At 71.6% G+C, this 25,048-nt stretch carries 20 protein-coding genes; 13 read left to right on the top strand and 7 right to left on the bottom strand.

Annotation, left to right across the window (positions count from 1 at the left end; all coding sequences use genetic code 11):
- Positions 1 to 18: 18 nt before the first annotated feature.
- Positions 19 to 1,317, top strand: coding sequence for a DUF6986 family protein (locus OG917_RS03825; RefSeq protein ID WP_328316086.1), 1,299 nt, complete (start codon positions 19 to 21; stop codon positions 1,315 to 1,317).
- 103 nt (positions 1,318 to 1,420) lie between these two features.
- On the opposite strand, the gene OG917_RS03820 is transcribed toward OG917_RS03825, so the two are convergent.
- Positions 1,421 to 2,398 (bottom strand): LacI family DNA-binding transcriptional regulator, encoded by a 978-nt coding sequence (locus tag OG917_RS03820; protein WP_443059057.1) that lies wholly within the window; start codon positions 2,396 to 2,398, stop codon positions 1,421 to 1,423.
- Between the two features lie 188 nt (positions 2,399 to 2,586).
- Here OG917_RS03820 and OG917_RS03815 point away from each other — a divergent pair, with 188 nt between their 5' ends.
- Entirely contained in the window at positions 2,587 to 3,546 is a 960-nt protein-coding gene (locus OG917_RS03815) for an ROK family protein (RefSeq protein WP_328316084.1), read from the top strand.
- Here the strand turns inward: OG917_RS03815 and OG917_RS03810 are convergent.
- Positions 3,536 to 5,608 carry an NPCBM/NEW2 domain-containing protein gene (locus OG917_RS03810; protein WP_328316083.1) on the bottom strand — a complete coding sequence of 691 codons (2,073 nt, stop codon included), beginning with the start codon at positions 5,606 to 5,608 and terminating at the stop codon, positions 3,536 to 3,538. The two genes, OG917_RS03815 and OG917_RS03810, sit on opposite strands and share 11 nt — an antisense overlap.
- 225 nt (positions 5,609 to 5,833) lie before the next feature.
- Between OG917_RS03810 and OG917_RS03805 the strand changes: the two genes are divergently transcribed.
- The 5 genes from OG917_RS03805 to OG917_RS03785 all read left to right on the top strand — a co-directional run bounded on the left by OG917_RS03805 (position 5,834) and on the right by OG917_RS03785 (position 11,908).
- Entirely contained in the window at positions 5,834 to 7,135 is a 1,302-nt protein-coding gene (locus OG917_RS03805) for an ABC transporter substrate-binding protein (RefSeq protein ID WP_328316082.1), read from the top strand.
- A 22-nt stretch (positions 7,136 to 7,157) separates the two neighbouring features.
- Entirely contained in the window at positions 7,158 to 8,072 is a 915-nt protein-coding gene (locus OG917_RS03800; RefSeq protein ID WP_328316081.1) for a carbohydrate ABC transporter permease, read from the top strand.
- Positions 8,069 to 8,986 (top strand): carbohydrate ABC transporter permease, encoded by a 918-nt coding sequence (locus tag OG917_RS03795; protein WP_328316080.1) that lies wholly within the window; start codon positions 8,069 to 8,071, stop codon positions 8,984 to 8,986. The genes OG917_RS03800 and OG917_RS03795 overlap by 4 nt, the downstream gene beginning before the upstream one ends.
- A 172-nt stretch (positions 8,987 to 9,158) precedes the next feature.
- Positions 9,159 to 10,664 carry an FG-GAP-like repeat-containing protein gene (locus tag OG917_RS03790; RefSeq protein WP_443058907.1) on the top strand — a complete coding sequence of 502 codons (1,506 nt, stop codon included), beginning with the start codon at positions 9,159 to 9,161 and terminating at the stop codon, positions 10,662 to 10,664.
- A 206-nt stretch (positions 10,665 to 10,870) separates the two neighbouring features.
- Positions 10,871 to 11,908, top strand: a complete 1,038-nt coding sequence (locus OG917_RS03785) for an NUDIX hydrolase (protein WP_328316078.1) — start codon at positions 10,871 to 10,873, stop codon at positions 11,906 to 11,908.
- A 15-nt stretch (positions 11,909 to 11,923) separates the two neighbouring features.
- Here OG917_RS03785 and OG917_RS03780 read toward each other — a convergent pair whose 3' ends face one another.
- Positions 11,924 to 13,288 carry a dipeptidase gene (locus tag OG917_RS03780; RefSeq protein WP_328316077.1) on the bottom strand — a complete coding sequence of 455 codons (1,365 nt, stop codon included), beginning with the start codon at positions 13,286 to 13,288 and terminating at the stop codon, positions 11,924 to 11,926.
- Between the two features lie 166 nt (positions 13,289 to 13,454).
- Between OG917_RS03780 and OG917_RS03775 the strand changes: the two genes are divergently transcribed.
- The gene (locus OG917_RS03775) at positions 13,455 to 14,771 is read left to right on the top strand and encodes a geranylgeranyl reductase family protein (protein ID WP_328316076.1); all 1,317 of its coding nucleotides are present in this window, start codon (positions 13,455 to 13,457) and stop codon (positions 14,769 to 14,771) included.
- Positions 14,772 to 14,939: 168 nt separating this feature from the next.
- Here OG917_RS03775 and OG917_RS03770 read toward each other — a convergent pair whose 3' ends face one another.
- The gene (locus OG917_RS03770; RefSeq protein WP_328316075.1) at positions 14,940 to 15,389 is read right to left on the bottom strand and encodes a nitroreductase family deazaflavin-dependent oxidoreductase; all 450 of its coding nucleotides are present in this window, start codon (positions 15,387 to 15,389) and stop codon (positions 14,940 to 14,942) included.
- A 129-nt stretch (positions 15,390 to 15,518) separates the two neighbouring features.
- On the opposite strand from OG917_RS03770, the gene OG917_RS03765 reads away from it, so the two are divergent.
- Positions 15,519 to 16,220, top strand: a complete 702-nt coding sequence (locus OG917_RS03765) for a TetR/AcrR family transcriptional regulator (RefSeq protein ID WP_328316074.1) — start codon at positions 15,519 to 15,521, stop codon at positions 16,218 to 16,220.
- Positions 16,221 to 16,554: 334 nt separating this feature from the next.
- On the opposite strand, the gene OG917_RS03760 is transcribed toward OG917_RS03765, so the two are convergent.
- Positions 16,555 to 17,778: an MFS transporter gene (locus OG917_RS03760; protein WP_328316073.1), complete on the bottom strand. Its 1,224-nt coding sequence runs from the start codon at positions 17,776 to 17,778 to the stop codon at positions 16,555 to 16,557.
- 87 nt (positions 17,779 to 17,865) lie between these two features.
- On the opposite strand from OG917_RS03760, the gene OG917_RS03755 reads away from it, so the two are divergent.
- Complete coding sequence (locus OG917_RS03755) at positions 17,866 to 19,080, top strand: ROK family protein (RefSeq protein WP_328316072.1); 1,215 nt, start codon at positions 17,866 to 17,868, stop codon at positions 19,078 to 19,080.
- 103 nt (positions 19,081 to 19,183) lie between these two features.
- Here the strand turns inward: OG917_RS03755 and OG917_RS03750 are convergent, their stop codons facing one another.
- Positions 19,184 to 19,951 (bottom strand): TetR/AcrR family transcriptional regulator, encoded by a 768-nt coding sequence (locus tag OG917_RS03750; protein ID WP_328316071.1) that lies wholly within the window; start codon positions 19,949 to 19,951, stop codon positions 19,184 to 19,186.
- Positions 19,952 to 20,225: 274 nt separating this feature from the next.
- Between OG917_RS03750 and OG917_RS03745 the strand changes: the two genes are divergently transcribed.
- The 3 genes from OG917_RS03745 to OG917_RS03735 all read left to right on the top strand — a co-directional run bounded on the left by OG917_RS03745 (position 20,226) and on the right by OG917_RS03735 (position 24,323).
- The gene (locus OG917_RS03745) at positions 20,226 to 21,701 is read left to right on the top strand and encodes an APC family permease (protein WP_328316070.1); all 1,476 of its coding nucleotides are present in this window, start codon (positions 20,226 to 20,228) and stop codon (positions 21,699 to 21,701) included.
- Between the two features lie 81 nt (positions 21,702 to 21,782).
- Positions 21,783 to 23,417, top strand: coding sequence for an amidohydrolase (locus OG917_RS03740; protein WP_328316069.1), 1,635 nt, complete (start codon positions 21,783 to 21,785; stop codon positions 23,415 to 23,417).
- A 132-nt stretch (positions 23,418 to 23,549) separates the two neighbouring features.
- Positions 23,550 to 24,323 (top strand): polysaccharide deacetylase family protein, encoded by a 774-nt coding sequence (locus tag OG917_RS03735; protein WP_328316068.1) that lies wholly within the window; start codon positions 23,550 to 23,552, stop codon positions 24,321 to 24,323.
- 88 nt (positions 24,324 to 24,411) lie between these two features.
- Here OG917_RS03735 and OG917_RS03730 read toward each other — a convergent pair whose 3' ends face one another.
- A complete protein-coding gene (locus tag OG917_RS03730; protein WP_328316067.1) occupies positions 24,412 to 24,909 on the bottom strand; it encodes an ATP-binding protein in 498 nt (165 codons plus the stop codon).
- Positions 24,910 to 25,048: the final 139 nt, after the last annotated feature.

Genomic DNA, 25,048 nt, shown 5'->3' with positions numbered 1-25,048 from the left:
AAATAGGAGGGTGCAGGGATGGGTCAGCAGGAGAAGGTGGCGACGAGCCTCGCCGGCGCGGTCAGCGAGGACATCAGCGCTTCCCTGGTTGCGGTCGACGAGGAGCTGGCGAGCCGCTACCCGGGGGACCCCGGCACCCGTCAGCCCGTGCACACCGTGTACGTCCCCGGTGACGTGTTCGACGCCGGCACCCTCCGCTCCTGGGGCGACCAGGCGCTGGCCTCGCTGGACACCCACGCTCCCGACGCGGCCTCCTTCGCCGCGGTTCTCGGCATCGGTGACGACCTCGCCGAGGCCGTCCACGACAGGGTGCGGGCGAAGCTGGAGCGCGAGCCCGTCGAGGACCTGCGCGTCGACTTCGAGGACGGCTACGGCCCCCGCCCCGACGCCGAGGAGGACGAGGCGGCCGCCCGCGCCGCCCGGCTGGTCTCCGAGGCGTACGCGAACGGCACGGCCGCTCCGTACATGGGCATCCGGATGAAGTGCATGGAGGCGGCGGTCCGCGACCGCGGCATCCGCACCACCGACATCTTCCTCACCGGCCTGATGCAGGCGGGCGGACTGCCCGAAGGGCTCGTCCTGACCCTTCCCAAGGTGACCTACCCCGAGCAGGTCACCGCCTTCGTGCGTCTCCTCGAAGCCTTCGAGAAGACACACAGCCTCCCCGCCGGCCGGATCGGCTTCGAGATCCAGATCGAGACCAGCCAGTCCATCCTCGCCTCGGACGGCACAGCGGCCGTCGCCCGGATGATCGGAGCCGCGGAGGGCCGGGCCACCGGGCTGCACTACGGGACCTTCGACTACAGCGCCTGCGTCGGCGTCAGCGCGGCGCACCAGGCCAGCGACCACCCCGCGGCCGACCACGCCAAGGCCGTCATGCAGGTCGCGGCCGCCGGCACCGGCGTACGGGTGTCCGACGGCTCGACCAACGTCCTGCCGATCGGCACGACCGAGCACGTGCACGAGGCCTGGCGGCTGCACTACGGCCTCACGCGCCGCGCCCTGGCCCGCGCCTACTACCAGGGCTGGGACATGCACCCCGCTCATCTGCCGACCCGCTACGCGGCGGTGTACGCCTTCTACCGGGAGGGCCTGGAGCCCGCCGCTGCCCGGCTCGCTGCCTACGTGGCCAAGGCCGCGGGCGACGTCATGGACGAGCCGGCGACCGCGAAGGCCCTCAGCGGATATCTGCTGCGCGGGCTCGACTGCGGCGCCCTCGACGACGCCGAGGTCTCCCGGCTCACCGGTCTGGACCGCGCCGGACTGGAGAGCTTCGCAGGCCCGCGCCGCGCGGACCTGACGATCACCGCTCCCTGACCGGACCCGCGCACGCGCCGGGACCCCGTCCCGCCCCTGCCGGTCGTGGCACTGCCCCCGCCGGATTCCGGCGGGGGCAGTGCCACGACCACCGCGTACTTCGCTACGCGGGCGGGATCTCGCCCGAGCCGCGGGCGATGAGGCGGGTGGGCAGCACCTTCTGCGCGGGTGCGTCGTTCGCGCCGTCCAGCCTGCGGAAAAGTGTCTCGGCCGCCGTGCGTCCCAGCGCGGCCGCGTCCTGGGCGATCACCGTGATCCCCAGCAGGTCGGCCAGCTCGATGTCGTCGAAACCGACGAGGGCGACCCGCTGGTCCCGCTCGGCCAGGACGCGTACGGCCGTCACCGTCACCCGGTTGTTGCCCGCGAAGATCGCGGTGACCGGCGAGGGCCCGTCCAGCAGCGTCTCCACCGCGGCGCGCACCCGTCCGGCCTCCGTGACGCCGAGCGAGACCCAGGCCTCGTCCACGGTGAGGCCGCCCTCGGTCATGGCCGCGTGGTAGCCGCGCAGACGCTCGGTGGCCGTGTGGATGCGCGGCTGGTCACCGATGAAGCCGATCCTCCGGTGACCCCCCGCGATCAGATGGGCGACGCCGTCGCGGGCGCCGCCGAAGTTGTCCGAGAACACCATGTCCGCGTCGATCCTCCCGGCGGGGCGGTCCACGAAGACGGTGGCGACCCCGGCGGCGATCTCCGGCTCCAGATAGCGGTGGTCGTCCCCGGCCGGGATCACGATCAGCCCGTCCACCCTGCGGGCACAGAGGGCGAGGACCAGCTCCTGCTCCCGCTCCGGGTCCTCGGCGCTCGAACCGTTGATCAGCAGGGCGCCGTGGGCGCGGGCCACCTCTTCCACCGCGCGGTTCAGCGGGCCGTAGAAGGGGTCGGCGAGGTCTTCGAGGACCAGCCCGATGCTCGCGGTGCGGCCCTTGCGCAGCACGCGCGCGCTGTCGTTGCGGCGGAAGCCGAGGGCCTCGATGGCCTCCTGCACCCGGCGCTCGGTGTCGGGCGTGACACCCGCCTCGCCGTTCACCACCCGCGACACTGTCTTGAGGCCGACTCCGGCGCGCGCGGCGACATCCTTCATCGTCGGCCGGTTGCCGTAGCGGGGCTCGGAGTGGCTGGCGGTCTGTGCCACGGTGCGCTGTCCTGTCGTCGGCTGGTGTGCTGTGGGAGATGCGTGTCGAGCATAGGGCCTGGACAACGTTGTCAGGTGAATGGAGACTGACCACTTACACTCCTCACCACCCCTTGTCACCTGGAGATCCGACAGCAATGCACAACCACCTCGTAGCCGCGCTGGACATCGGCGGCACAAAGATCGCCGGCGCGCTGGTGGACGGCAGGGGGCAGATTCTCGTACGGACGCAGGCGCCCACACCCGCCAAGGAGGACGGCGACACCGTGATGGGCGCCGTCAGGGAGGTGCTCGACGGGCTCGCGGCCGACCCCCGGTGGGAGCGGGCGACCGCCGTCGGGATCGGCAGCGCCGGGCCGGTGGACGCGTCGGCGGGCACCGTCAGCCCGGTCAATGTGCCCGGCTGGCGCGACTACCCGCTCGTCGACCGGGTGCGCGGCGCGGTGGGCGGCCTCCCCGTCACGCTCGTCGGGGACGGTGTCGCGATGACCGCGGCCGAACACTGGCTGGGCGCGGCCCGCGGGTACGACAACGCGCTGTGCATGGTCGTGTCCACGGGTGTGGGCGGCGGTCTGGTGCTGGGCGGCACGCTGCGCCCCGGCCCCAGCGGCAACGCCGGGCACATCGGCCACATCAGTGTCGACCTGGACGGCGACCCCTGCCCGTGCGGTTCGCGCGGCTGCGTCGAGCGCATCGCGAGCGGCCCGAACATAGCGCGCCGGGCACTGGCCGACGGCTGGCGCCCCGGCCCGGACGGAGACGTCACAGCGGCCGCGGTGGCCGCTTCGGCCCGGGCCGGCGACCGGATCGCTGTCGCGTCCTTCGAGCGCGCTGCGCAGGCGCTCGCCGCCGGGATCGCCGCGACCGCGACCCTGGTCGAGATCGACATCGCGGTGATCGGCGGGGGAGTGGCGGGCGCGGGCGATGTGCTGTTCGTGCCGCTGCGCCGTGCCCTGCGGGACTACGCCACGCTCTCCTTCGTGCAGCAGCTGACGGTGGCGCCCGCGCTGATGGGCAATGACGCGGGCCTGGTCGGAGCGGCTGCTGCCGCCTCGCTCGGCGAGCCGGACGGGGCGGCAGCGGGCGTCAGCAGCTGAGCCGCGCCCCGGCCCAGTCGGCGTGATCGGAGTCGTTCCCGTCCCCGCCGTCCATGACCACCAGACGCACGGTCCGCGCGCCACTGACATCGGCGGAGAGCGGCTGCGCCGGCATGTCGTTGGTGAGGACCCCGGTCGACGCGGCCTTCTTGCCGTCGGCCCAGATCTCGAACGTGACCGTTCCCTTCGTGCTCTTCTCGTCGTCGAGGCCCACCTGCGCACTCACCCGCGAACAGGCGCCGCCCGTGTAGTACTCGACGCTGCTCGGCGCGTGCACCCCGAGCCCCTTGGCGTACACGGTCCCGCCGATGGTGATCGGGTTTCCGTCACCCGCCTGGTCCTCGCCGTTGCTGGTGTCCTTCTCGACCGGGCCCCAGCCGTTGGCCGACGACATCGCCGGCAGGTCGCCGAGGTACGGGCTTCCGGCGGGCGGTGCCACGACGACGTGCACCGGGACGGACTGCCCGGACCGGACGCTCCGGCCGGCCGGTGAGCGGTACGCCGACGCCAGCGTGAGGTCGTAGGCGCCCGCAGGCGTCCCCGCGGGAGCCGTGAGGCGCCAGGAGGTGCGCAGCGTCTTCCCGGACGGCACAGCGGGCGCCGAGGCGCCCGAGAGGGCCTTCACGGTCCAGCCCGCCGGTCCGGTGAGTGTGGCGCTCACCCGCAGCGCCGGGAGCGGGCCGAGATCGGTGACCGTGGTGGTCACCGGAATGGCCTTGCCCGCCTCGGCCAGCAGCGGCCCGCTGACCCCGGTCTCGGCGGCCGGGGGATGCAGGGCCCACGCGCGGTCCGCCGCCACGCGCAGCAGCACCGTGCCGTGGGCCGGCACGGTGGCCGACAGGGTCCCCGCCGTGCTGTACGTGCGGTGCTGCCACAGGTCCCGCATGGTGTACCCGGCTGCGCCTGGCAGACCGGCCGCGGCCGCCGTGGTGGAGATGTGCTGCGGGTTGTCCGACTCGTTGAAGAGCGCCACGGCGCGGCTGCCGTCCTTCATCTCCTTCGAGACCACCCAGCGTCCGCCGTCCGACGAGATCACGGTGCCCTGCTTGCCCAGCGGGTCCTGGTCGACGGCGATGACCTCCTTGTTGGTCACGATGCCGTAGGTCTCGTCGGACGCCTTGCGCAGATCCGTGCCGATCAGCAGGGGCGCCGCCATGACCGACCACATCGAGAAGTGCGTGCGGTACTCGGTGCCGGTCATCCCGCCGTTGCCGACCTCCAGCATGTCGGGGTCGTTCCAGTGCCCCGGCCCCGCTGCTGCGGCGAGCGGCAGGTTCTGCTTGATGATCGACAGCATCGAGCCCCAGTTGTCACTGATGTCACCGGTCGTGCGCCAGAGGTTCCCGACGGAGCCGGCCCACTCCCAGGGCTTGTTGGAGCCCCACTCGCAGATGCTGTAGACGATGGGGCGCCCGGTGGCGGCGAGGGCGTCGCGCATGGCCGTGTAGCGCTTGACCGCGTCCACACCCTGGTTGTTGCAGTTGTCGTACTTGAGGTAGTCGACGCCCCAGTCGGCGAACTGCCGTGCGTCGCTCACCTCGTGGCCCAGCGCCCCGGGCAGTCCGGTGCTGTCGCACGTCCGGGTGCCCGCACTCGTGTAGATACCGAGCTTGAGCCCCTTGGAGTGGACGTAGTCGGCAACGGCCTTGATGCCGTGCGGGAAGCGCACCGGATCCGGGACCAGCTTCCCCGCGGCGTCCCGCTGGGGGAGCGCCCAGCAGTCGTCGAGGTTCACATACTGGTATCCGGCGGCCTTGAGGCCCTTGCTGACGAAGGTGTCGGCGATGCCTTCGACCATCGCCTCGTCGAAGTCCGCGCCGCAGTGCGTGGAGTTCCAGTTGTTGAAACCCATCGGAGGTGTGAGCGCCAGGCCGTTGTCGGCCTTCGGTGTCACGGCCTCCGGTGCGCTGTTTGCCGCTGCGGGTGAGGCGAGGCCACCGGCGCAGAGCAGCGCGGTGACCAGTGCTCCGAGGACTCTTCGAGGCGTGGGGCGGGAGTGGCTGGGGGGAAAGTGACGCGTCGTGACGTTCCTCCGTACGGGCCCGTGATCGGATGTCTTCATGTACGTGTCATGTCGAGCGTTTACGGTAGGGCGTGTTCGAGTCTGTTGGAAGAGGCGGGGTAACGGTTGTTCGATTTCTCGCCAAACCCCTTGACGTGCACGTCACTTGGGAGTGAGATCCAATCCTCGCGTTCGGTTGTGTTGGGTTTCACCCTGGAGGAGGGGGACATGGCGCAGTCTTCGTACAACGGTTCAGTCGTGCCTGGAAGTGTGGCGGGACATCGGATGTCCCGTCTTTCCCGCCGAAGTGTTCTGCGTGGTGCGGCGGCCGGTGCCGGCGCTGTCGCGCTCCCTTCGCTCCTGGCCGCGTGCAGCAGCGGTCCAGGAGGCGACTCCAAGACCATCAAGCTGGGATCCAACTCCTCGGACGCCGTGCCGGAGAAGGCCTTCGCCGCGGCTTTCGACGCCTACGGGAAGCAGTCCACGGACGGCCGCAAGGTCAAGGTCAACACCGTTGACCACAACAGCTTCCAGGAGAACATCAACCGCTATCTGCAGAGCGACCCGGACGAGGTCTTCATGTGGTTCGCGGGGAACCGTATGCAGTACTTCGCCAAGAAGGGCCTGCTGTACGACATCAGCGACCTGTGGCAGGACTACAAGGGTTTCAGTCCCGCGCTCAAGGCCCAGTCGACGGGAGCGGACGGCAAGCAGTACTTCACGCCGTACTACTACTACCCGTGGGCGGTCTTCCACCGGAGGAGCCTCTTCACCAAGTACGGCTACGAGGCCCCGAAGACGCTCGACGAGTACATCGCACTCGCCAGGCAGATGAAGAAGGACAAGCTCGTCCCCATCGGTTTCTGCGACAAGGACGGGTGGCCCGCGATGGGCACCTTCGACTACATCAACATGCGGACCAACGGCTACGACTTCCACAAGTCCCTCATGGCGGGCGAGGAGGCGTGGACCGACAAGCGGGTCAAGGACGTCTTCGACACCTGGCGGCGCCTCCTCCCGTACTGCCAGCCCGGCGCCAACGGGCGCACCTGGCAGGAGACGGGCCAGAGCCTCCAGAAGCGCGAGATCGGCATGGTGGTGCTCGGCATGCCGCACCCGGGCCAGCAGTTCCCCGCCGCCGAGCGGTCCGACATCGACTTCTTCGCCTTCCCGGAGATCGACCCGGCGCACGGCCAGGACGCCGTCGAGGCACCCATCGACGGCTTCCTGCTGGCGAAGAAGTCCAAGGAGCTCAGGAACAAGAAGTCGATGGAGAGCGCGAGGGACCTGCTCAAGTGGCTGGCCACGCCGAAGGCCGAGGACATCTACCTGGCCGGCGACCCCAACAACATCGCGGTCAACAGCGGGGCCGACCTCTCGAAGTACACCGCGCTGCAGAAGAAGTCCGCCGAGCTGATCTCCGGGGCGAAGCAGATCTCGCAGTTCATGGACCGTGACACCCGCCCGGACTTCGCGTCGACGGTGATGATCCCGGCCATCCAGAAGTTCATCTCCACCCCGAACGACGTCGACGGACTCTGCAACGACATCGAGCGGCAGAAGAAGACCATCTTCGCTTCCGAGTGATCAGCCCCCTGGAGTTCAGACCGTGGCGCTCAACACCGCGCGGCGCTCCGCACGACGAGGCCGCCGCCGTTTCACCCGGCGCGACCTCGTCGTTCTCGGGCTGCTGCTGGGCATACCCGTCCTGCTCGACATCGCCGTCGTGTGGGGGCCGACCCTCGCATCCGTCGTGCTCTCCTTCACCAGCTGGGACGGCGTCGGATCCATCAAGTGGGTCGGGACGCAGAACTACGCGAACCTCTTCACCAACTACCCGCCCTTCTGGCCCGCGGTCCGGCACAACCTGCTGTGGCTGGGCTTCCTCGGTCTCGTCGCGGTGCCGTTCGGGCTGCTGCTGGCCGTACTCATCGACCGCGGCGTGCGCTTCAGCCGCTTCTACCAGTCGACGCTCTACATGCCGGTGGTGCTCTCCCTCGCCGTCGTCGGCTTCATCGCCCAGCTGATCTTCTCCCGCGACCAGGGCGTGCTCAACGCCGTCATCGGAGACACCAAGAACCCCACCGACTGGCTCGGTGACCCCAGGCTCAACATCTGGATGATCCTGCTGGCCGCGGCCTGGCGGCACACCGGATACGTGATGATCCTCTACCTCGCCGGGCTGAAGGCCGTGGACCCCTCGCTCAAGGAGGCGGCGGCCATCGACGGCGCGAACGAGGCGCAGACCTTCTTCCGGGTGGTCTTCCCGACCCTGCGGCCGGTCAACGTCATCGTCGGCGTCATCACCGTCATCGAGTCGCTGCGCGCCTTCGACATCGTCTACGCGGTCAACCACGGCCGCAACGGCCTGGAAGTCCTCTCGGTGCTCGTCACCGACAACATCATCGGCGAGGCGAGCAGGATCGGCTTCGGCTCGGCCATCGCCGTGGTGCTGCTGGCCGTCTCCATGGGCTTCGTCGTGACGTATCTGGTGCAGGAGATCCGAGGAGAGAAGGACCGATGACCGTCGACACCGCACCGCCGCCCACCGCGGTCCCGGCGTCCGCGCCCACTGCCGGGCGGCGGAGGACGCGCCCCGGCCGGATCGGCCTGCACATCTTCCTGATGGGCGTCTCGATCGCCTTCCTCGCGCCCCTGCTCCTGGCGGTCTACGCCTCTCTCAGGCCGTACGACGAGACCTCCAAGTACGGATACTTCTCCTGGCCGAGGCACCTCTCCTTCCACTACTACAAGCAGGCCTTCAGCGATTCGGGGATGACGAAGTACTTCGTCAACACGCTGATCATCGCCGTGCCCGGGGTCGTCGTCACGCTCTTCCTCGCGTCGTTCGTGGCGTTCGCCGTGTCCCGGATCAGACTCCGCGGCGGCATCGTCCTGCTGATGCTCTTCACGGCGGGCAACCTGCTGCCGCAACAGGTCATCGTCACTCCGCTGTACGTCGTGTTCAACCGCATCCCGCTGCCGTACTGGATGTCCGACTCGATGACGATGTTCGACTCGTACTGGGCCGTCATCCTGGTCCAGATCGGGTTCCAGATCGGCTTCTGCGTCTTCGTCCTCGCGAACTTCATGCGGACGCTGCCGCAGGAGATCCTGGAGGCGGCGATCGTCGACGGCGCGGGGGTGTGGACCCAGTTCTGGCGGATCACCCTGCCGCTCTGCCGCCCCGCCATCGCGGCCCTGTGCACCCTTGAGTTCACCTGGATGTACAACGACTTCCTGTGGGCCCTGGTCTTCATGTCGGACGGGGACAAGCTGCCAATCACCTCGGCGCTGAACAACCTGCGGGGACAGTTCTTCACGGACTACAACCTGCTGGCCGCAGGCTCGGTGATCGTGGCGCTGCCCACGCTCGTGGTGTTCCTGCTGCTGCAACGGCATTTCATCGCCGGGCTGACGCTCGGCTCCACCAAGTGAGCCGCTGACGAACGGGGATCACGCCGGAGGGGGCCAGGCCCCCTCCGGCGTGACCCCTGACGCCAGGTCAGGGGCAGGCCGTCCCGCGCGGACCGAAAAGTTCCGGCAAAGTGTTGGCGGGTGCAACCATTGCGGGCTCTCGTGTGTCAGGAGAGGTGAATCACTTCTCGAAATGATCGGAGTCCGTGTGCGTTCCCGAGCCCTGGGTACAGGTGTGGCCATCGCCGTAGCAGTGGTGTCCGCCGCTGTCGCCGCCCCCGCAGCCCAAGCCGCACCCCCGTCGTCCATAGGAACCGTGCACGCCGCACCGGCCGCCGGAACCGCCAAGAAGGCCGACTTCAACGGCGACGGCTTTGCCGACACCGCCGTCGCCGCGCCGTCCGCCACCGTCGGTGGCAAGGCGGGCGCCGGATACGTCGGAGTGGTGTACGGCTCCAAGTCCGGTGTGAACAGGGCCTCCAAGCAGGTCATCAGCCAGAACACCGAAGGCATCCCGGACTCGTCCGAGTCGGGCGACGCCTTCGGCAGTGCCCTCGCATCCGCCGACCTCGACGGCGACGGCTACACGGACCTCATCGTCGGCGCCGGTGAGGAGGACTCGGGCCTCGGCAAGCTCGGGACGCTCACCGTGGTCTGGGGCGGCCCCACCGGTCTTTCGGGCGGTGCGGTGCTCGCCGAGGGTGACACCGACACCGGAGGCATCGGCGACAGGCTGGCCGTCGGCGACTTCAACGGCGACGGCGGCCAGGACGTGGTGACCGTCGCGGGCAACCAGCACCTGCGCGTGTTCTCCGGCCCGTTCGGGCGGGACGGGTCGGCGAAGAGCACGTCGGCCGTCCGCGACACCGAGGACACCCGGTACCTGGACATCGCGGCGGGCGACATCACCGGGGACGGCATCACCGACCTGGTCGGCACGGTCAACGACGGTGACGAGTACGACGCGCGCCGGGTGCGGTTCCTGCCCGGCACCGCGGACGGCTTCGCTGCCGCGACGACCGTCGAGGACGCGAAGGGCAACCGGGTCCAGGGCGGCGAGCACGTCACCACGGGCGATGTGAACCACGACGGCTACGCTGACATCGTTGTCGGCCGTCCGGTTGAGGGGGACGACAGCGATGTCGATCTGCCGCTCGCCAAGGGCGGCATGATCACGTACATCCCCGGCGGTGCGTCCGGGCCCCAGGGCACCAAGGCGAAGGCCTTCAGCCAGGACAGCGCGGGTGTCCCCGGAGCGTCCGAGGTCGGCGACCGGTTCGGCGAGGCGGTCTCCGTCGGCGACACCAACGGTGACGGGTACGGCGACATCGCCGTCGGTCTCCCCGGCGAGGCCCTCGGCACCAAGGCGAAGGCCGGACAGGTGATCGTCCTGCGTGGCAGCGCGACCGGCCCCACCGGCACCGGATCCGCTGCGTACAACCAGGACACGCCCGGCGTCGAAGGTGCCGCGGAGGCCAAGGACGCCTTCGGCGCGGCTACTTCCCTGATGGACGCCGACGGCGACGGCCGGGCCGACCTCGTGGTCGGCTCGCCCGGCGAGAACGACAACGCGGGTTCCGTATGGGTCCTGCCGGGCAGCTCCGCCGGCACGACCGGGACCGGGTCGGTGACCTTCGGCTCCGGCACGCTCGGCACGGACCCGGCGAACGCTCTGCTCGGATCCTCCTTCAACCGCTGACACACAGGCAACACCTGCTGACGGCAGAGGATGCCCAGGGCCCCGTGCCCTGGGCATTTCCGCCGTCCGCCGCAGACTCCGCGAGTGTGCTCCGCCGGCCTGCTCCGTCCGGCGAATCGCCCCGCCGATGCACCATGCCGCCCGACCGGGTTTCCGTGGCAGGGTGTTGCGGGCAAGCCACTGGGGCCTAGGCATAAGGGGGAGTCGTGATCGTCTGGATCAACGGTGCGTTCGGTGCGGGCAAGACCAGCGCCGCGCGAGAACTGGTCGATCTGATCCCGGACAGCGCCTTGTACGACCCCGGACTGCTCGGCGGGGCGCTGCGTCTCCTGCTGCCGCAGAAGAGACTCGCCGAGGTGAACGACTTCCAGGATTTGCCCGTCTGGCGCCGCATGGTGGCCGACACGGCGGCGGCGCTCCTCGCCGATGCCGGCGAGGTGCTGGTGGTGCCGATGACGCTGCTGAGGCAGGAGTACCGCGACGAGATCTTCGGCGGACTCGCCTCGCGCCGTATTCCGGTCTGCCATGTGCTGCTGACACCGGAGGAAACGATCCTGCGCGAACGGATCGCCGGGCGCGTGGAGCTGCCCGGCGACCCGGAGGGCAGCGAACGCGCCCGGCAGTGGTGCTACGAGCACATCGAGCCGTACCGGGCGGCGCTCGGCTGGCTCACCGCCGACGCCCACACCGTCGACAACACCGCGCTCACCCCGGCCGAGACCGCCGAACGCATCGCGGAGACACTGCGCTCAGGCGCCGCCGGGGCATGCGACATCGTCCAGACCCCCGAGCCGACCGCCGAGACGCTGGCCGCCGGTGTCCTCCTCTTCGACGAGCAGGACAGGGTGCTGCTCGTCGACCCGACGTACAAGCCGGGCTGGGAGTTCCCGGGCGGAGTGGTGGAGAGCGGCGAGGCCCCGGCGCGTGCGGGCATCCGCGAGGTGGCCGAGGAGATAGGCATAGAGCTCGGCCACGTACCGAGACTCCTGGTGGTCGACTGGGAGCCGCCGAGGCCCCCGGGCTACGGGGGCCTGCGGCTCCTCTTCGACGGCGGACGGCTCGACAGCGCGGCGGCGGAGCGGCTGCGGCTTCCCGGCTCCGAACTGCGCGGCTGGCGGTTCGTGAGCGAGCAGGAGGCGGCCCACCTGCTGCCGCCCGACCGCTATCAGCGGCTGCGCTGGGCGCTGCGCGCCAGGGAACGCTCGGCCGTGCTCAATCTGGAGGCCGGAGTGCCGGTCGGCTGACGCGCCCGCCCCGCCCTACACCTTCTTCGACTGCGCGTAGTTGACGAGGAAGTGCGCCTCGGCGACGGAGAGCCGTTCCAGCTCCTGAGGGGAGACGCTCTCGTTGACGGCGTGGATCTGCGCCTCCGGCTCGCTGAGGCCGATCAGCAGGATCTCCGCCTGCGGGTAGAGCGTGGCCAGTGTGTTGCAGAGGGGGATCGAGCCGCCCAGGCCGGCCGCCTGCATCTCCTCGCCCGGGTACGCGACACGCATCGCCTCGGCCATCGAGGTGTACGCCGGGCTGGTGATGTCGGCGCGGAACGGCTGGCCCTGGCCCACCTGTTCCACGGAGAGCCGTGCGCCCCACGGGGTGTGCGCCGTCAGGTGGGCGGTCAGCAGCTCGGTCGCCCGGGTCGCGTCGGTGCCCGGCGGCACCCGGAGGCTGACCTGGGCCCGCGCGCTCGACTGCACCGAAGGCGTCGAGCCCACGACGGCCGGGCAGTCGATCCCGATCACGGTGACGGCGGGGCGCGCCCAGACCCGGTCCGCCACGGTGCCGCTGCCGATCAGCTCCACGCCGTCGAGCACCTTCGCGTCCTGGCGGAACTCGTCCTCCGGGTACTGGAGTCCGTCCCACGCCGCGTCCGCCGCAAGGCCGTCGACCGTCGTCGAACCGTCCTCGGCGCGCAGCGAGTCCAGCAGCCTGATCAGCGCGGCGAGCGCGTCGGGCGCCGCGCCGCCGAACTGACCGGAGTGCAGGTTGCCTTCGAGGGTGTCCAGCCTGACCCGGAGCATCGTCATACCGCGCAGCGTGGCGGTGACGGTCGGCAGGCCGACACGGAAATTCCCTGTGTCGCCGATGACGACCGCGTCGGCCGTGAGCAGTTCGGGGTGGGCCTCGGCATACCGTTCGAGTCCACCCGTGCCCTGCTCCTCGGAGCCCTCGGCGATCACCTTCACGGAGACCGGAACGCCTCCGTTCGCCCGCAGGGCGCGCAGCGCGAGGAGATGCATGATGAGGCCGCCCTTGCAGTCGGCGGCCCCCCGCCCGTACCAGCGTCCGTTCCGCTCGGTCAGCTCGAACGGCGGGGAGAGCCAGGCGTCCTCGTCGAGCGGCGGCTGGACGTCGTAGTGCGCGTAGAGCAGTACGGTCGGCGCGCCCTCGGGGCCCGGGAGGAGACCGTAGACCGACTGGGAGCCGTCGGGGGTGTCGAGCAGGGCGACATCCTGGAAGCCCTCGGCACGCAGCGCCCCGGCCACCCAGTCCGCCGCGCCCTCGCACTCGCTCCTCGGGAAGACCGCCGGGTCCGCCACCGACTGGAAGGCCACCAGCTCGGTCAGCTCCGCCCGAGCGCGGGGCATCAGCGAGGCGACGGTCTCGGCAATCGGATTCGCGGTCATGGGCACGCTCCTCGTGGGTGCGACGTTGAAGTACGTGTACGTGTGTGCACACATGCGTTCGTTTGCGGGCTGACCGATCCTCCCACAGGGGGGCCGGGCGGCAGCGCGCCGTAGTATGCCGTCGACAAGCACGGGCCACCGGTCGGATCAGGAGCAGCAGCACATCGTGAGCAGCGAGAACGCAGACGCGGGCACGGAGCACGACCGGCCGGTATGGGATGTGGTGGTCGTCGGCGCAGGCCCGGCCGGCGCCTCGGCGGCCTATGCCGCGGCGGTGGCGGGGCGGAGAGTCCTCCTCCTGGAGAAGGCCGAGTTGCCGCGCTACAAGACATGTGGCGGCGGCATCATCGGCCCGTCGCGCGACTCCCTGCCGCCGGGGTTCGAACTGCCGCTGCGGGACCGGGTGTACGCGGTGACGTTCTCGATGAACGGCAGGATGACGCGGACCCGCCGGTCCCGGCAGATGCTCTTCGGGCTCATCAACCGCCCCGAGTTCGACCAGGGGCTGGTGGAGGAGGCGCAGAAGGCCGGCGCCGAGATCCGCACCGGCGCGGCCGTCTCCCGGGTGGAGCAGCACGGTTCGGCCGTGCCCGACCGGCGCACGGTCGCGGTCGTCCTCTCCGACGGTGAGACGGTACTGGCGCGCGCGGTCGTCGGCGCCGACGGCAGTGCCAGCCGCATAGGAGCCCATGTCGGTGTGAAGATGGACCAGGTGGACCTCGGCCTTGAGGCGGAGATCCCGGTCCCGCCGACGGTCGCCGAGGACTGGGCGGGGCGGGTCCTCATCGACTGGGGCCCCATCCCGGGGAGTTACGCCTGGGTGTTCCCCAAGGGCGACACCCTCACGGTCGGGGTGATCTCGGCGCGCGGCGAGGGCGCGGCCACCAAGCGGTATCTGGAGGACTTCATCGCCCGGCAGGGGCTGGCCGGTTTCGAGCCGGCCGTCTCCTCCGGCCATCTGACCCGGTGCCGCAGCGAGGACTCGCCGCTGTCCCGTGGCCGGGTACTGGTCTGCGGGGACGCGGCCGGGCTGCTGGAACCGTGGACGCGTGAGGGGATCTCCTTCGCACTGCGCTCGGGGCGGCTGGCCGGGGAGTGGGCGGTCCGGGTCGCCGAGGCGCACGACGCGGTGGACGCGCGCCGCCAGGCGCTGAACTACGCCTTCGCCATCAAGGCCGGGCTCGGTGTGGAGATGGCGGTCGGGCGCCGGATGCTCAAGCTGTTCGAGCGCCGTCCGGTGATGCTGCACGCGGTGATCACCGGATTCCGCCCCGCCTGGAAGGCGTTCGCCGGAATCACCCGCGGTTCGACCTCGCTCGGCGAGCTGGTGCGTACGCATCCCCTGGCGCAGCGCGCACTGGGTGTCCTGGACCGCAAGGAGACCGGCCGGGCGGCCGGGAAGGTGCAGGATACGGATACGGATACCGAGGCCGCCGAGGACAGCGGTGAGGACGTGGGCCGGGAGGTCAGCCCGGTCGACTAGGTCCCGTCCCGCCGGTCTCCGTGAGGGGGCGGGGACCGGCGGGACGGGACGGTGCGGCCTTCCGTACGGACGGCGCCGGCGAGCCGGGGCCGGCTCGGTACGTGAGGGCGCGCGCGACGGGCGCTGCGCCGCTGCCTGACCGGGACGGCCGGCGGGCTCAGCCGGACCTCACTCCGCCGCCGAGATGCGGAACACGGGGTGGTCCGGGGCGATCCGGCTGAGCTCGGCGTCCGTCGAGTCCGCTCCCACCCCGTCGAAGAACGCCCCGACCTCCGTCTTCCAGCGCCCCAGGTAGGCGCGCAGGATCTCGGGCTTCTCCGCGTCGGGCACCTCGGCCGCGTGGAAGGCCTGGGTCGTGCGGCCGAGCCGCAGCTCGCCGCCCCTTGCCGCGCGCATGTTGTGGGTCCACTGCACGTGGCCCCGTGCGGCGATCAGGTACTGCCCGCTGTCCAGCGTGAGCGGGTTGACCGGGGTGCGGCGCCACTGGCCGCTCTTGCGGCCCCGCACGGCCAGGATCCGGGATCCCCGGACGCTGAGCCCGCGTCGGGTCAGCCAGGCGACCAGGCGGTTGAGGACATTGACGGTGAGCCAGCCGGGCTGCGCGACATAGGTGGTCATGGCGGTCTCCCTCAGTGAAGTGTGAGCGCTGCTCTCGTTCGAGAGCAGTCTGTACCGGATCGGTGATCCAGTGCAAGAGCGGTGCTCTCGTTCTTGGTCGGTGATCTGGAATCTGACAGACTGGCCGCCATGAGCGCTGTCCGAGGAGCCAGAGAACGAGCCCGTACCGAGATCACCGCGGCCATCAAGGACGAAGCGCGCAGACAACTCGCCGACCAGGGGGCGGCGAAACTCTCCCTGCGTGCGGTCGCCCGGGAACTGGGCATGGTCTCCTCCGCGCTCTACCGCTACTTCCCCAGCCGTGACGACCTCCTCACCGCACTCATCGTCGACGCCTACGACGCGATCGGCGACAGCGCGGAGGCGGCTCTCGCGGGAGCGGGCCCGGCCGCCGACCGCACCCGCTGGGTCACGGTCTGCGCGGCGGTCCGCGGCTGGGCCCTCGCCCATCCCCACGAGTACGCGCTGATCTACGGCTCCCCGGTGCCCGGGTACACCGCGCCCAGCGCGACCATCGGGCCGGCGTCCCGGGTCGCACTCGCCCTCATTTCCGTCGTCGCCGACGCCTACCGCACCGACGGCCTCGCGCTCCCGCCGGTGGCCGTCGCGCTGCGGCCGGAGGCGGAGCGGCTCGCCGCGGAGATCACCCCGGAACTCCCGCCCGCCGCCGCCGTTGCCCTCGTCGCGGCCTGGGCCCAGCTCTTCGGGACCATCTCCTTCGAGCTCTTCGGACAGTTCAACCGGGTGGTGACGGACCGCGACGCCTTCTTCGGTCAGACCGCCGAGACCCTCGCCGACTCCGTCGGCCTGCTCCGCGGGGAGCAGGCGTGACCGCCGCGCCGGGCTGATGTTTCCGCCGCCCCCGCCCCCGCCCCCGCCCCCGCCCCCGCCGGTCCGGCCGCCGCCGGTCCGGCGGGGCTTCCATGGACGAGCCCGTCACGGACGAGGGGGACGGAAGCGCGAGGCGCGGCCCGCCCCGGGCGCACGGCAGGGCCTGCCCGAGTGGCATGCGCGGGGCCCGTGCCCAGCTCGTCGTGGCGGCGTATGAGCCGGGGCTGGTGCGCCCCGGCCGCCGGGGCCGAGGAGGGCACGGGCCGAGGAGCAGGGAAGGCGCTGAGGGACCGCGGCCGTCCGTGGCCGGCTGTGGCGCGGTGGCCGCGCGGGCTCAGGCCGCCTCGGGGGCGGACGCGTTGCGGCTGGCGTATCCGATCAAGGCGGCGACCGCGGCGAGCAGCGCCACCGTGGTGAGGGCGAGGGGCAGCGACAGCCAGTCGGCGAGAAAGCCGATCACGGGCGGCCCGATGAGCATGCCCCCGTACCCCAGGGTGGACGCGGTGGCGACACCGCCGGGGCCGGCCAGGGCGCCCGCCCTGGCCACCGCCACCGGAAAGCTGTTGGCCAGCCCCAGCCCGGCCACCGCGAAGCCGGTCAGTACCAGCCAGGTCGTGGGCGCGAGGGCTCCCAGCAGCAGACCGGCCGCCGCCACGGTCGCGCCGCCGACGAGGGCGCGGGTCTGGCCGAGACGCTCCAGGAGCGTGGTGCCGGTGAGCCGGCCGACCGTCATCGCCAGGGCGAAGAGCGAGTACGCGGCGGCGGCGACCCCCGGATGCGCGTGCAGGTCCTGCTTCAGATGCAGGGCGCTCCAGTCGGCCATGGCCCCCTCGCCGTAGGAGGTGCACAGGGCGATCGTCCCGAAGACCAGTACCAGCCGCCGGGTGCGGGCGTCGGCGCGGCGCGGCGCGGTGTCCGCCACCGCGGTCCGCCGGGTCGCCGGGGCCGGATGCCGCAGCAGCAGGGGGCCGGCGACCGCGGCCACCAGCAGTCCCGCGACGGTCAGGCCGAGCAGGTGCGACGCCGCCGAAAAGTGGCTCGCGACCAGCCCGCCCGCGCCCGCTCCGACCATGCCGCCGAGGCTGAAGGCGGCATGGAAGCTCGACATCACCGGGCGGCGCAGCGCGGCGACCAGATCGACGGCGGCGCTGTTCATCGCGACGTTGAGCCCGCCGTACGCGGCGCCGAAGACCAGCAGGACCAGGCCGAGGGCGAGGGCCGAGTGGGTGCGCGGCGGCAGGGCGATGCTGAGGGAGAGGAGGACCGCGCAGATCACGGTGGTCGGGTGGCTGCCGAAGCGGCGGCACAGTCGGCCCGTGAGCATCATCGTGACGACTGCCCCTGCGGACACACCCAGCAGCGCCAGGCCCAGGGCGCTCGACGATGCTCCTGTCTGCTGCTTGATCGCGGGGATGCGGACCACCCAGCCGGCGAAGAGGAAGCCGTCCAGGGCGAAGAAGGCGGTGAGGGTGGCCCGCAGACGGAGCAGCGAGGGTGCGGCGATGTTTTCACCGAGGCCCCCCGGAAGAGCCGTCCCGACTTTGTTTAGATTCGGCACAAAAGAAGGATAGAGGGAGGGGCTGCCGGGGACAAGGGCGGTACCGGATCGCCTTCCGCCGCCCGGGATCATGGGAGACTCGCCCCCATGAACGGCAAGGTGACGACCCACCGGACGAAACTGGAGCGTGGCCGCAGCGCGCTGGGACCGGCGCTGGAGCTGGTCCACACGGGCCGCGCGCCCACCCGGGCGGTGCTCACCGCGGAGCTGGGTGTCACCCGTGCCACGGCCGGCGCCGTCGCCGCCGAGCTCGAATCGCTCGGGCTCATCCGGGTCGACTCCCGCCCCGGCGCCGCCGCCGGCTCCCAGGGCAGGCCCTCGCACCGGCTGTCGGTCGACGACGGCGGGCCCGTCGTACTCGCCGCGCAGGTCCACGCGGACGGCTTCCGCGCCGCGCTCATCGGGCTCGGGGGCCGGGCGGTCGCCACATCGCCCGGTTGTGTCACGGTCTCCGCCGACCCGGCGCAGGTGCTCGGCGCGGTCGTCGACGAGGGGGCCGCGCTGCTGCGCCACAGCGGTCTGCGCTGCGTCGGCGCGGGGCTCGCCGTGCCGTCGGCCGTCGCCGAACCGGAGGGCACCGCGCTGAACCCGCTGCACCTGGCATGGCCCGCGGGGGCCCCGGTCCGCGAAATCTTCGCCGACCGGGTCCGCGCCGCCGGCATCACGGGCCCCGCCTTCACCGGCAACGACGTCAATCTCGCCGCGCTCGCCGAACACCGTCACGGGGCCGGCCGAGGCGCCCAGCACCTGCTCTGTGTGGCCACCGGGCACCGCGGTGTCGGCGGCGCCCTGGTCCTGGACGGCCGTCTGCACACCGGGAGTTCGGGCCTGGCCCTGGAGGTCGGGCATGTCACGGTCGCTCCCGAGGGCCGTGCCTGCTACTGCGGCAGCCGGGGCTGTCTCGATGTCGAGACCGACCCGCTCGCCTTCCTGACCGCGGCCGGCCGGACCCCGGGCCCCGAGGGCTCGCTGCTCCAGCAGTCCCGCGACATCCTCCGCACGGAGTACGGCGACCCGGGGGTACGGATCGCCGCCCAGGAGATCGTCGACCGTCTCGGCCTCGGCCTGGCGGGACTGGTGAACATCCTCAACCCGGACCGCATCATTCTCGGCGGCCTCCACCGCGAACTGCTCGACGCGGACCCGGAGCGGCTGCGCGCGGTCGTCGCCGACCGGAGCCTGTGGGGACGCAGCGGCGGGGTGCCGATCCTGCCGTGCACACTGGACCACAACAGCCTGGTGGGCGCAGCCGAGCTGGCCTGGCAGCCGGTACTCGACGACCCGCTCTCCCTTCTCGGCTGAGCCCGCCCCCGGACGGGGCGCCGGAAGAGTACGGGCCAGGACCGTGCCGTGCGAACCGCGCACCGGAGCACCGCCGGGCGCAGGACGTGCCCGGCCGCCCGCGTCAGGGACCCGGGCAGGGGCGCTCCGGCTCCGCCCCCGCCGCCTCTCCGGGAACCGCGCCGCGCCGCCGGATCCTGAGGCGCGCTGCGGCCGCCTCCAGCAGCAGCTCCAGGCTCTGTGCGTAGGCGGTGCGCTTCATCTCGGCGAGCAACAGCGGCGCGGTGGCCGCGATGTGGGGGTGGGTGGCCGCGGGCAGCGCCGCGTACACCCGGTGCCAGACCTGACGCTCCGCCTCCCGCGCCCGCGCGGGGAGGGCCGCACTGCCGGCGTCGAGGGCGGCGAAGGCCAGACTGGTGTCGACGAAGCTGTGATAGATCCGGACCGCCTCGGGGTCGGTGAAACCGCCCCGGCGCAGCACGCCCAGGATCGCCTCGATCGCACGCACCTCGTGCGGGCGCCCGGTGACCCGGTGCGCCGCCAGCGCCGCCGCCTGCGGGTGCTCCTGATAGGCGGCGTGCACCCGCAGCCCCAGCTCGCGCAGGTCGGCCAGCCAGTCGCCGGTCGGCGCCCAGCCCGTGAACGACTGGCCGATCAGCTCGTCCGCGACGGCCAGCAGCAGCCCGTCGGTGTTCGGGAAGTAGCGGTACAGCGCGCTGGGGTCCGCCCCGAGGGCCGCGCCCAGCCGTCGTACGGTGAGCGCTTCCGCACCGTGCTGACGGATCAGCCGCAGCGCGGTCGCCACGATCAGCGCCTCCGAGAGCACCGTGCCGCCCTTGGTGCGCCGCCGCCGCGCTCCGGTCGTGGCCTGCCGTTCGCTTCGGTCCGTCATGGCGGAGACCTTATGTCAACGCCGTTGACTCCGTAAGAGGCGGCGCGTTTCCATGTGGCTCCGGCAGGCGAAGGCAGTGGCCGGCGCCGCGGCAGGCAGTGTCTGGCCCGTCGCGACGCCCGGCATGTGCTCTCGCCGCACGGGTCGGAAGCCCGAGTACATCCAGGACAGTACGAGGACTTCCCGGCCGCACGCCGAGAGCACGCACCGGACGCCGCTCCTTGACGGGCAAACACTGCCTGCCGCGGCACAGAGCGAAAGCAGCGGTGGCCCGATGGCAGCAGAACTGAGAAAGTCGCTCGGCGTGGTGGACGGCGTGGTGATCGCCGCGTCCAGTACCGCGGCGACGTCGAGCATCGGCATCGGCATGGGCCTGATCGCCGGGGCGGTCGGGCTCCATCTGCCGATCATCATGCTCCTGGCGTTCCTGCCGGTCCTCGGGATCGCCTCGGCCTTCGCCCGCCTCAACCGTACGGAGCCCAACTGCGGCAACAGCTACGTCTGGGTGGGGCGTTCACTCAGCCCGTGGCTCGGTTTCCTGTCCGGCTGGGTGAACATGGTCGGCACCGTCGTCTTCCTCGCCTACACCACCACCGTCACCGGCTCGGTGCTGCTGCAACTCGCGGGCGAGGCCGGGCTGCACTCGCTGGCCGGGCATGTCCTGGACCCCGGCGACACCCTGCAGACCACCCTGATCGGCCTCGTGGTCCTGGCCTTCGTCACCGTCGCCGCGGTCACCGGCATCGACATCGCCGCACGGATCCAGCGCTACCTGCTGGTCTTCGAGTACCTCGTGCTGCTCGGCTTCTGCGGGTACGGGCTCTTCGCGGGGTCCCATCCCTTCAGCTCCGACTGGTTCAACCCCTTCACCCTGCCGTCCGTCTCGGGCCTGGCCCAGGGGATGGTGCTGGCGGTCTTCTGCTACTGGGGCTTCGACGCCGCGTTCAGCGTCACGGAGGAGGTCCGTGAACCGCGCGACGCCTCCCGGGGCGGGGTGATCGCGCTGTTCACCATGCTGGCCCTGTTCCTGCTCGGCGGCACGGCCTTCCAACGGGTGCTCTCCCCGGCGCAGCTGGCCGACCACGGCACCGAGGGCCTGACCTTCTTCGGCAACCTGCTGGCCCACCAGCCGCTGGCGGCGCTCCCTCTCGTGGCGCTGATGTTCTCCGCCGTCGCCTCACTGCAGTCCGGCGTCATCCCGACCGTGCGGGGGATGTTCGCCATGGGCCGCGACCGCACCCTGGGCCGGGTATGGACCCGTGTCAGCCCGAAGTACGGCACACCCGCCGCCGGCACCCTCCTGGTCGGCGCGATCGCCTCGCTGGTCGCGGTGGCCTCGCTGGTCATCCCCCGGGTGAGCGACCTCATCAGCGCGGCGGTCAGCGCCATCGGCATCGTCGTCGCGCTGTACTACGGCCTCACGGCGCTCGCGGCGGCCGTCCGCTTCCGCGGCCTGCTGCGCGGCGCTCGCCGGGAGGCACTGGGCGCGGTGGTCGCCCCGGTGCTGAGCGCCGTTGTGCTGTTCGCCCTGGGCGGTTACATGTGCTGGGGGTACGCGACCTCCACCGACCACTTCGCGCTCCGCGCCGACAACGGCTGGTTCGCGCTGATGGTCCCGGTGCTGATGGTCGCCACCGGCGTGGTGGCCGCGGCCTGGGCCAAGTGGGTCCGCAAGTCTCCCTACTTCAGCACCGGCCTGGCCACCGACGCCGACACCGCCGACCTGCTCGCCCCGCCCTCCGCCGTCTGACCCCCACCGCCGGCTGCCCGTCCCCGGGCGCCGCGCCGTCCGGCCCCACCGCCGGCCTCCGTCCCAGTCAAGGAGTACCGCATGACCACCCACGCCGATCTCGTCTTCACCGGCGGTCCCGTCTTCACCCCCGGCCCGGCCCGTGGCGCCGCCGGCACCGTGGCCGTCCGGGGCGAGCGGATCGTCGCCGTCGGAGGGAGCGAGGTGCGCGAACTCGTCGGCCCCGGAACCGAGGTGATCGACCTCGCGGGGCGGCTGCTCGTCCCCGGTTTCACCGACGCACACGTCCACGCCGTCTTCGCGGGCGTCGAACTGGGGGAGTGCGATCTCACCGGCACCACCGACCTCGGCGAGTACCTGCGCCGCATCGCCGCCTACGCCGCCGCCCACCCCGAACGGGAGTGGATCACCGGCAGCGGCTGGTCCATGGAGTCGTTCCCCGACGGTGTGCCCACCCGCGGGCTCATCGACGGCGTCGTCGCGGACCGTCCGGTGCTGCTGTTCAACCGCGATCACCACGGCGCCTGGGCCAACACCCGGGCCCTGGAACGCGCGGGACTCACCGCGAGCACCGCCGACCCCGCCGACGGCCGGATCGAGCGCGAACCCGACGGCACCCCAGGCGGCATGCTGCAGGAGGGCGCCACCGGCCTGGTCGCGCGCCATGTCCCGCAGACGACCGCCGCCGAGCGCGTCGCCGGGCTGCTGCGCGCCCAGTCGGTGCTGCATTCGCTGGGGATCACGGGCTGGCAGGACGCCATCCTCGGCGTGTTCAACGGCGGCCCCGATGTCTCAGGCGCCTACCTCTCCGCCGCTCGCGACGGACGGCTCACAGCACGCGTCAACGGAGCACTGTGGTGGGACCGTTCCCGGGGCGCCGAGCAGATTCCCGAGCTGTCCGAACGGCGTACGAGGCTGCGCGCCGGGCGCTTCAGGGCGGACTCCGTCAAGATCATGCAGGACGGCATCACGGAGAACTTCACCGCCGCCATGACCTCCCCGTACCTGGACTCGTGCGGCTGCGCGACGGCCAACAGCGGCCTCAGCTTCGTCGACCCGGCCGCGCTCCGCGACCATGTCACCGCGCTGGACGCACTGGACTTCCAGGTCCACTTCCACGCGCTCGGCGACCGCGCCGTCCGTGAGGCGCTCGACGCGGTCGAGGCCGCCCTGACCGCCAACGGCCGCCGCGGCAACCGGCACCACCTCGCTCATCTGCAGGTCGTCCACCCGGACGACGTGGGGCGGTTCGCCCAGCTGGACGCGATCGCCAACCTGCAGCCGCTCTGGGCGGCGCACGAACCGCAGATGGACGATCTCACCATCCCCTTCCTCGGTGGCGAACTCGCCTCGCGCCAGTACCCGTTCGCCGATCTGCTGCACGCCGGGGCCACCCTGGCGGCGGGCAGCGACTGGCCGGTGAGCAGCCCGGACCCGCTCCAGGGCATCCATGTCGCGGTCAACCGGATCGCCCACGGTGAGGACCGTCCTGCGTTCCTCCCCGGGCAGCGCCTCGACCTCGCCACCGCGCTGACCGCCTATACGGCGGGCTCTGCGTACGTGAACGGCCTCGACGACGCGGGCACGATCCGGGTGGGCGCGCTCGCGGACCTGGTGGTGCTCGACCGCGACCCGTTCGCCGGACCGCCGGAGGCGATCGGGGAGACAGGTGTGGAGCAGACGTACGTGGGCGGCGAGTGCGTCCACGCGAACTGAGGGAGTTGTCCGCGGACTCTCCCGGAATTGTCCGTGATCGGTAACGGACGCATCCTCCGGCCCGTGTGTCTCGTCCTGTCAAGTGGTCGCCGGGCGACCGGGATCGGCGACGTACTGGGACAAGGGGCGGACATGGCACGGCACGGCGGCGGGCGGGGCTGGTACGGCAGAGTGATCGGGGCGGGGCTCGGGGTGACGCTGCTCGCTGCCGGTGCCTCGGTGTGGACCGCGCAGGCCGGTTCCGCGGCCGGCGCGGCACCGAGGGCTGCCGCGCAGGCCACGCGGGGAAGCGCCGCCAAGGCGGTCGCGGTGACCATCGCGCATGCCTCGGAGGCGGGGGCGCGCGGCGTCAACATCACCATTGACGACGGCCCCGACCCCGTGTGGACCCCTCAGGTGCTCGACCTCCTGCGGGAGTACGGGGTGAAGGCCACTTTCTGCATGATCGGCCCGCAGGCGCGGGCCCACCCGGACCTCGTGAAGAAGGTGGTCGCGGCCGGGCACCGGCTGTGCGACCACACGGTGTCGCACAACACCGGCATGGACAAAAGGTCCCAGACCTACCAGTCGCAGCAGATCCTCGACGCCGAACGCATGATCACCAAGGCGTCCGGGGGCGTACGCCCGGTGTACTACCGGGCGCCCGGCGGCGCCTTCACCCCCTACAGCCGCAAGCTCGCCGCTTCCCGGGGCATGCGCCCGCTGGGCTGGAACGTGGACAGCAAGGACTTCGAGCGTCCTGGCACGGACGCCATCGTCGCCACCGTCGAGAAGGAACTGCCCAACGGGCCGACACTGCTCTTCCACGACGCGGGCGGCGACCGTAGCCAGACCCTCGGAGCCCTGCGCCGTATCCTTCCCCGGCTCAGGGAGCAGGGCTACTCCTTCGGCTTCCCGGTGCGCTGAGCCCCGGCTCAGGCCTGGCCCGCCTCGCGCCGCCCCGGCCGTACCGCGGGCGGGCCCGCGAGCCCGGCGCCGCACGCGGACGGCCGGGTCAGCTCACCAGAGCGGACTGGGCGGCCGGGAGGTCGTCGGCGAACGGCCCGGACGTCGTCGCTCCGTACACCGGTGTGTGATGGGCGAGCGGCCCTGCGGGCGGTGCGGCCGGCAGCGTGAACCACACGGTTTTCCCTGTGGTCCCGGTCGGCCGTACGCCCCAGCACTCGCTGACGGCCGCGATCATCGAGAGGCCGCGCCCGCAGGTGGCGAACTGCTCGGCGTCGCGCACCAGGGGCATCCGGGGGTCGTGGTCGTGGACGGAGACCGTGAGCCGGTCGAGGAGCAGGTCCATCTCGACGGTGCACAGCTTGTCCGGCTGGGCGTGCCGGTGGACATTGGTGAGCAACTCGGTGACGCCCAGCGCTGCTTGGTCGATCAGAGGATCGAGATGCCAGTAGCGCAGTTGCGCCGATACGATTCTGCGGACTTGCCCGATGCGTGAGGGCAGGGCCTGGAGCTCTACTGCGCAGTGCCTGGTCGGCTGGGTGATCACGCTGCGACTCCCCGAATGAGGTCCGGAAGAAGACGAAGTGGCCCGGCGGCAAGCTGTCCTCAGGGTGACCGCCGGTAAACCGTTAGTGATGTGACTCCAGAGTCGCCCAGGGGGTGTGGCTCCGCAACTCGCGCCCGCG

This window comes from Streptomyces sp. NBC_00388 (genome assembly GCF_036061255.1).
Lineage (GTDB): Bacteria > Actinomycetota > Actinomycetes > Streptomycetales > Streptomycetaceae > Streptomyces.
This window is presented reverse-complemented; position numbering and strand designations above follow the sequence as displayed.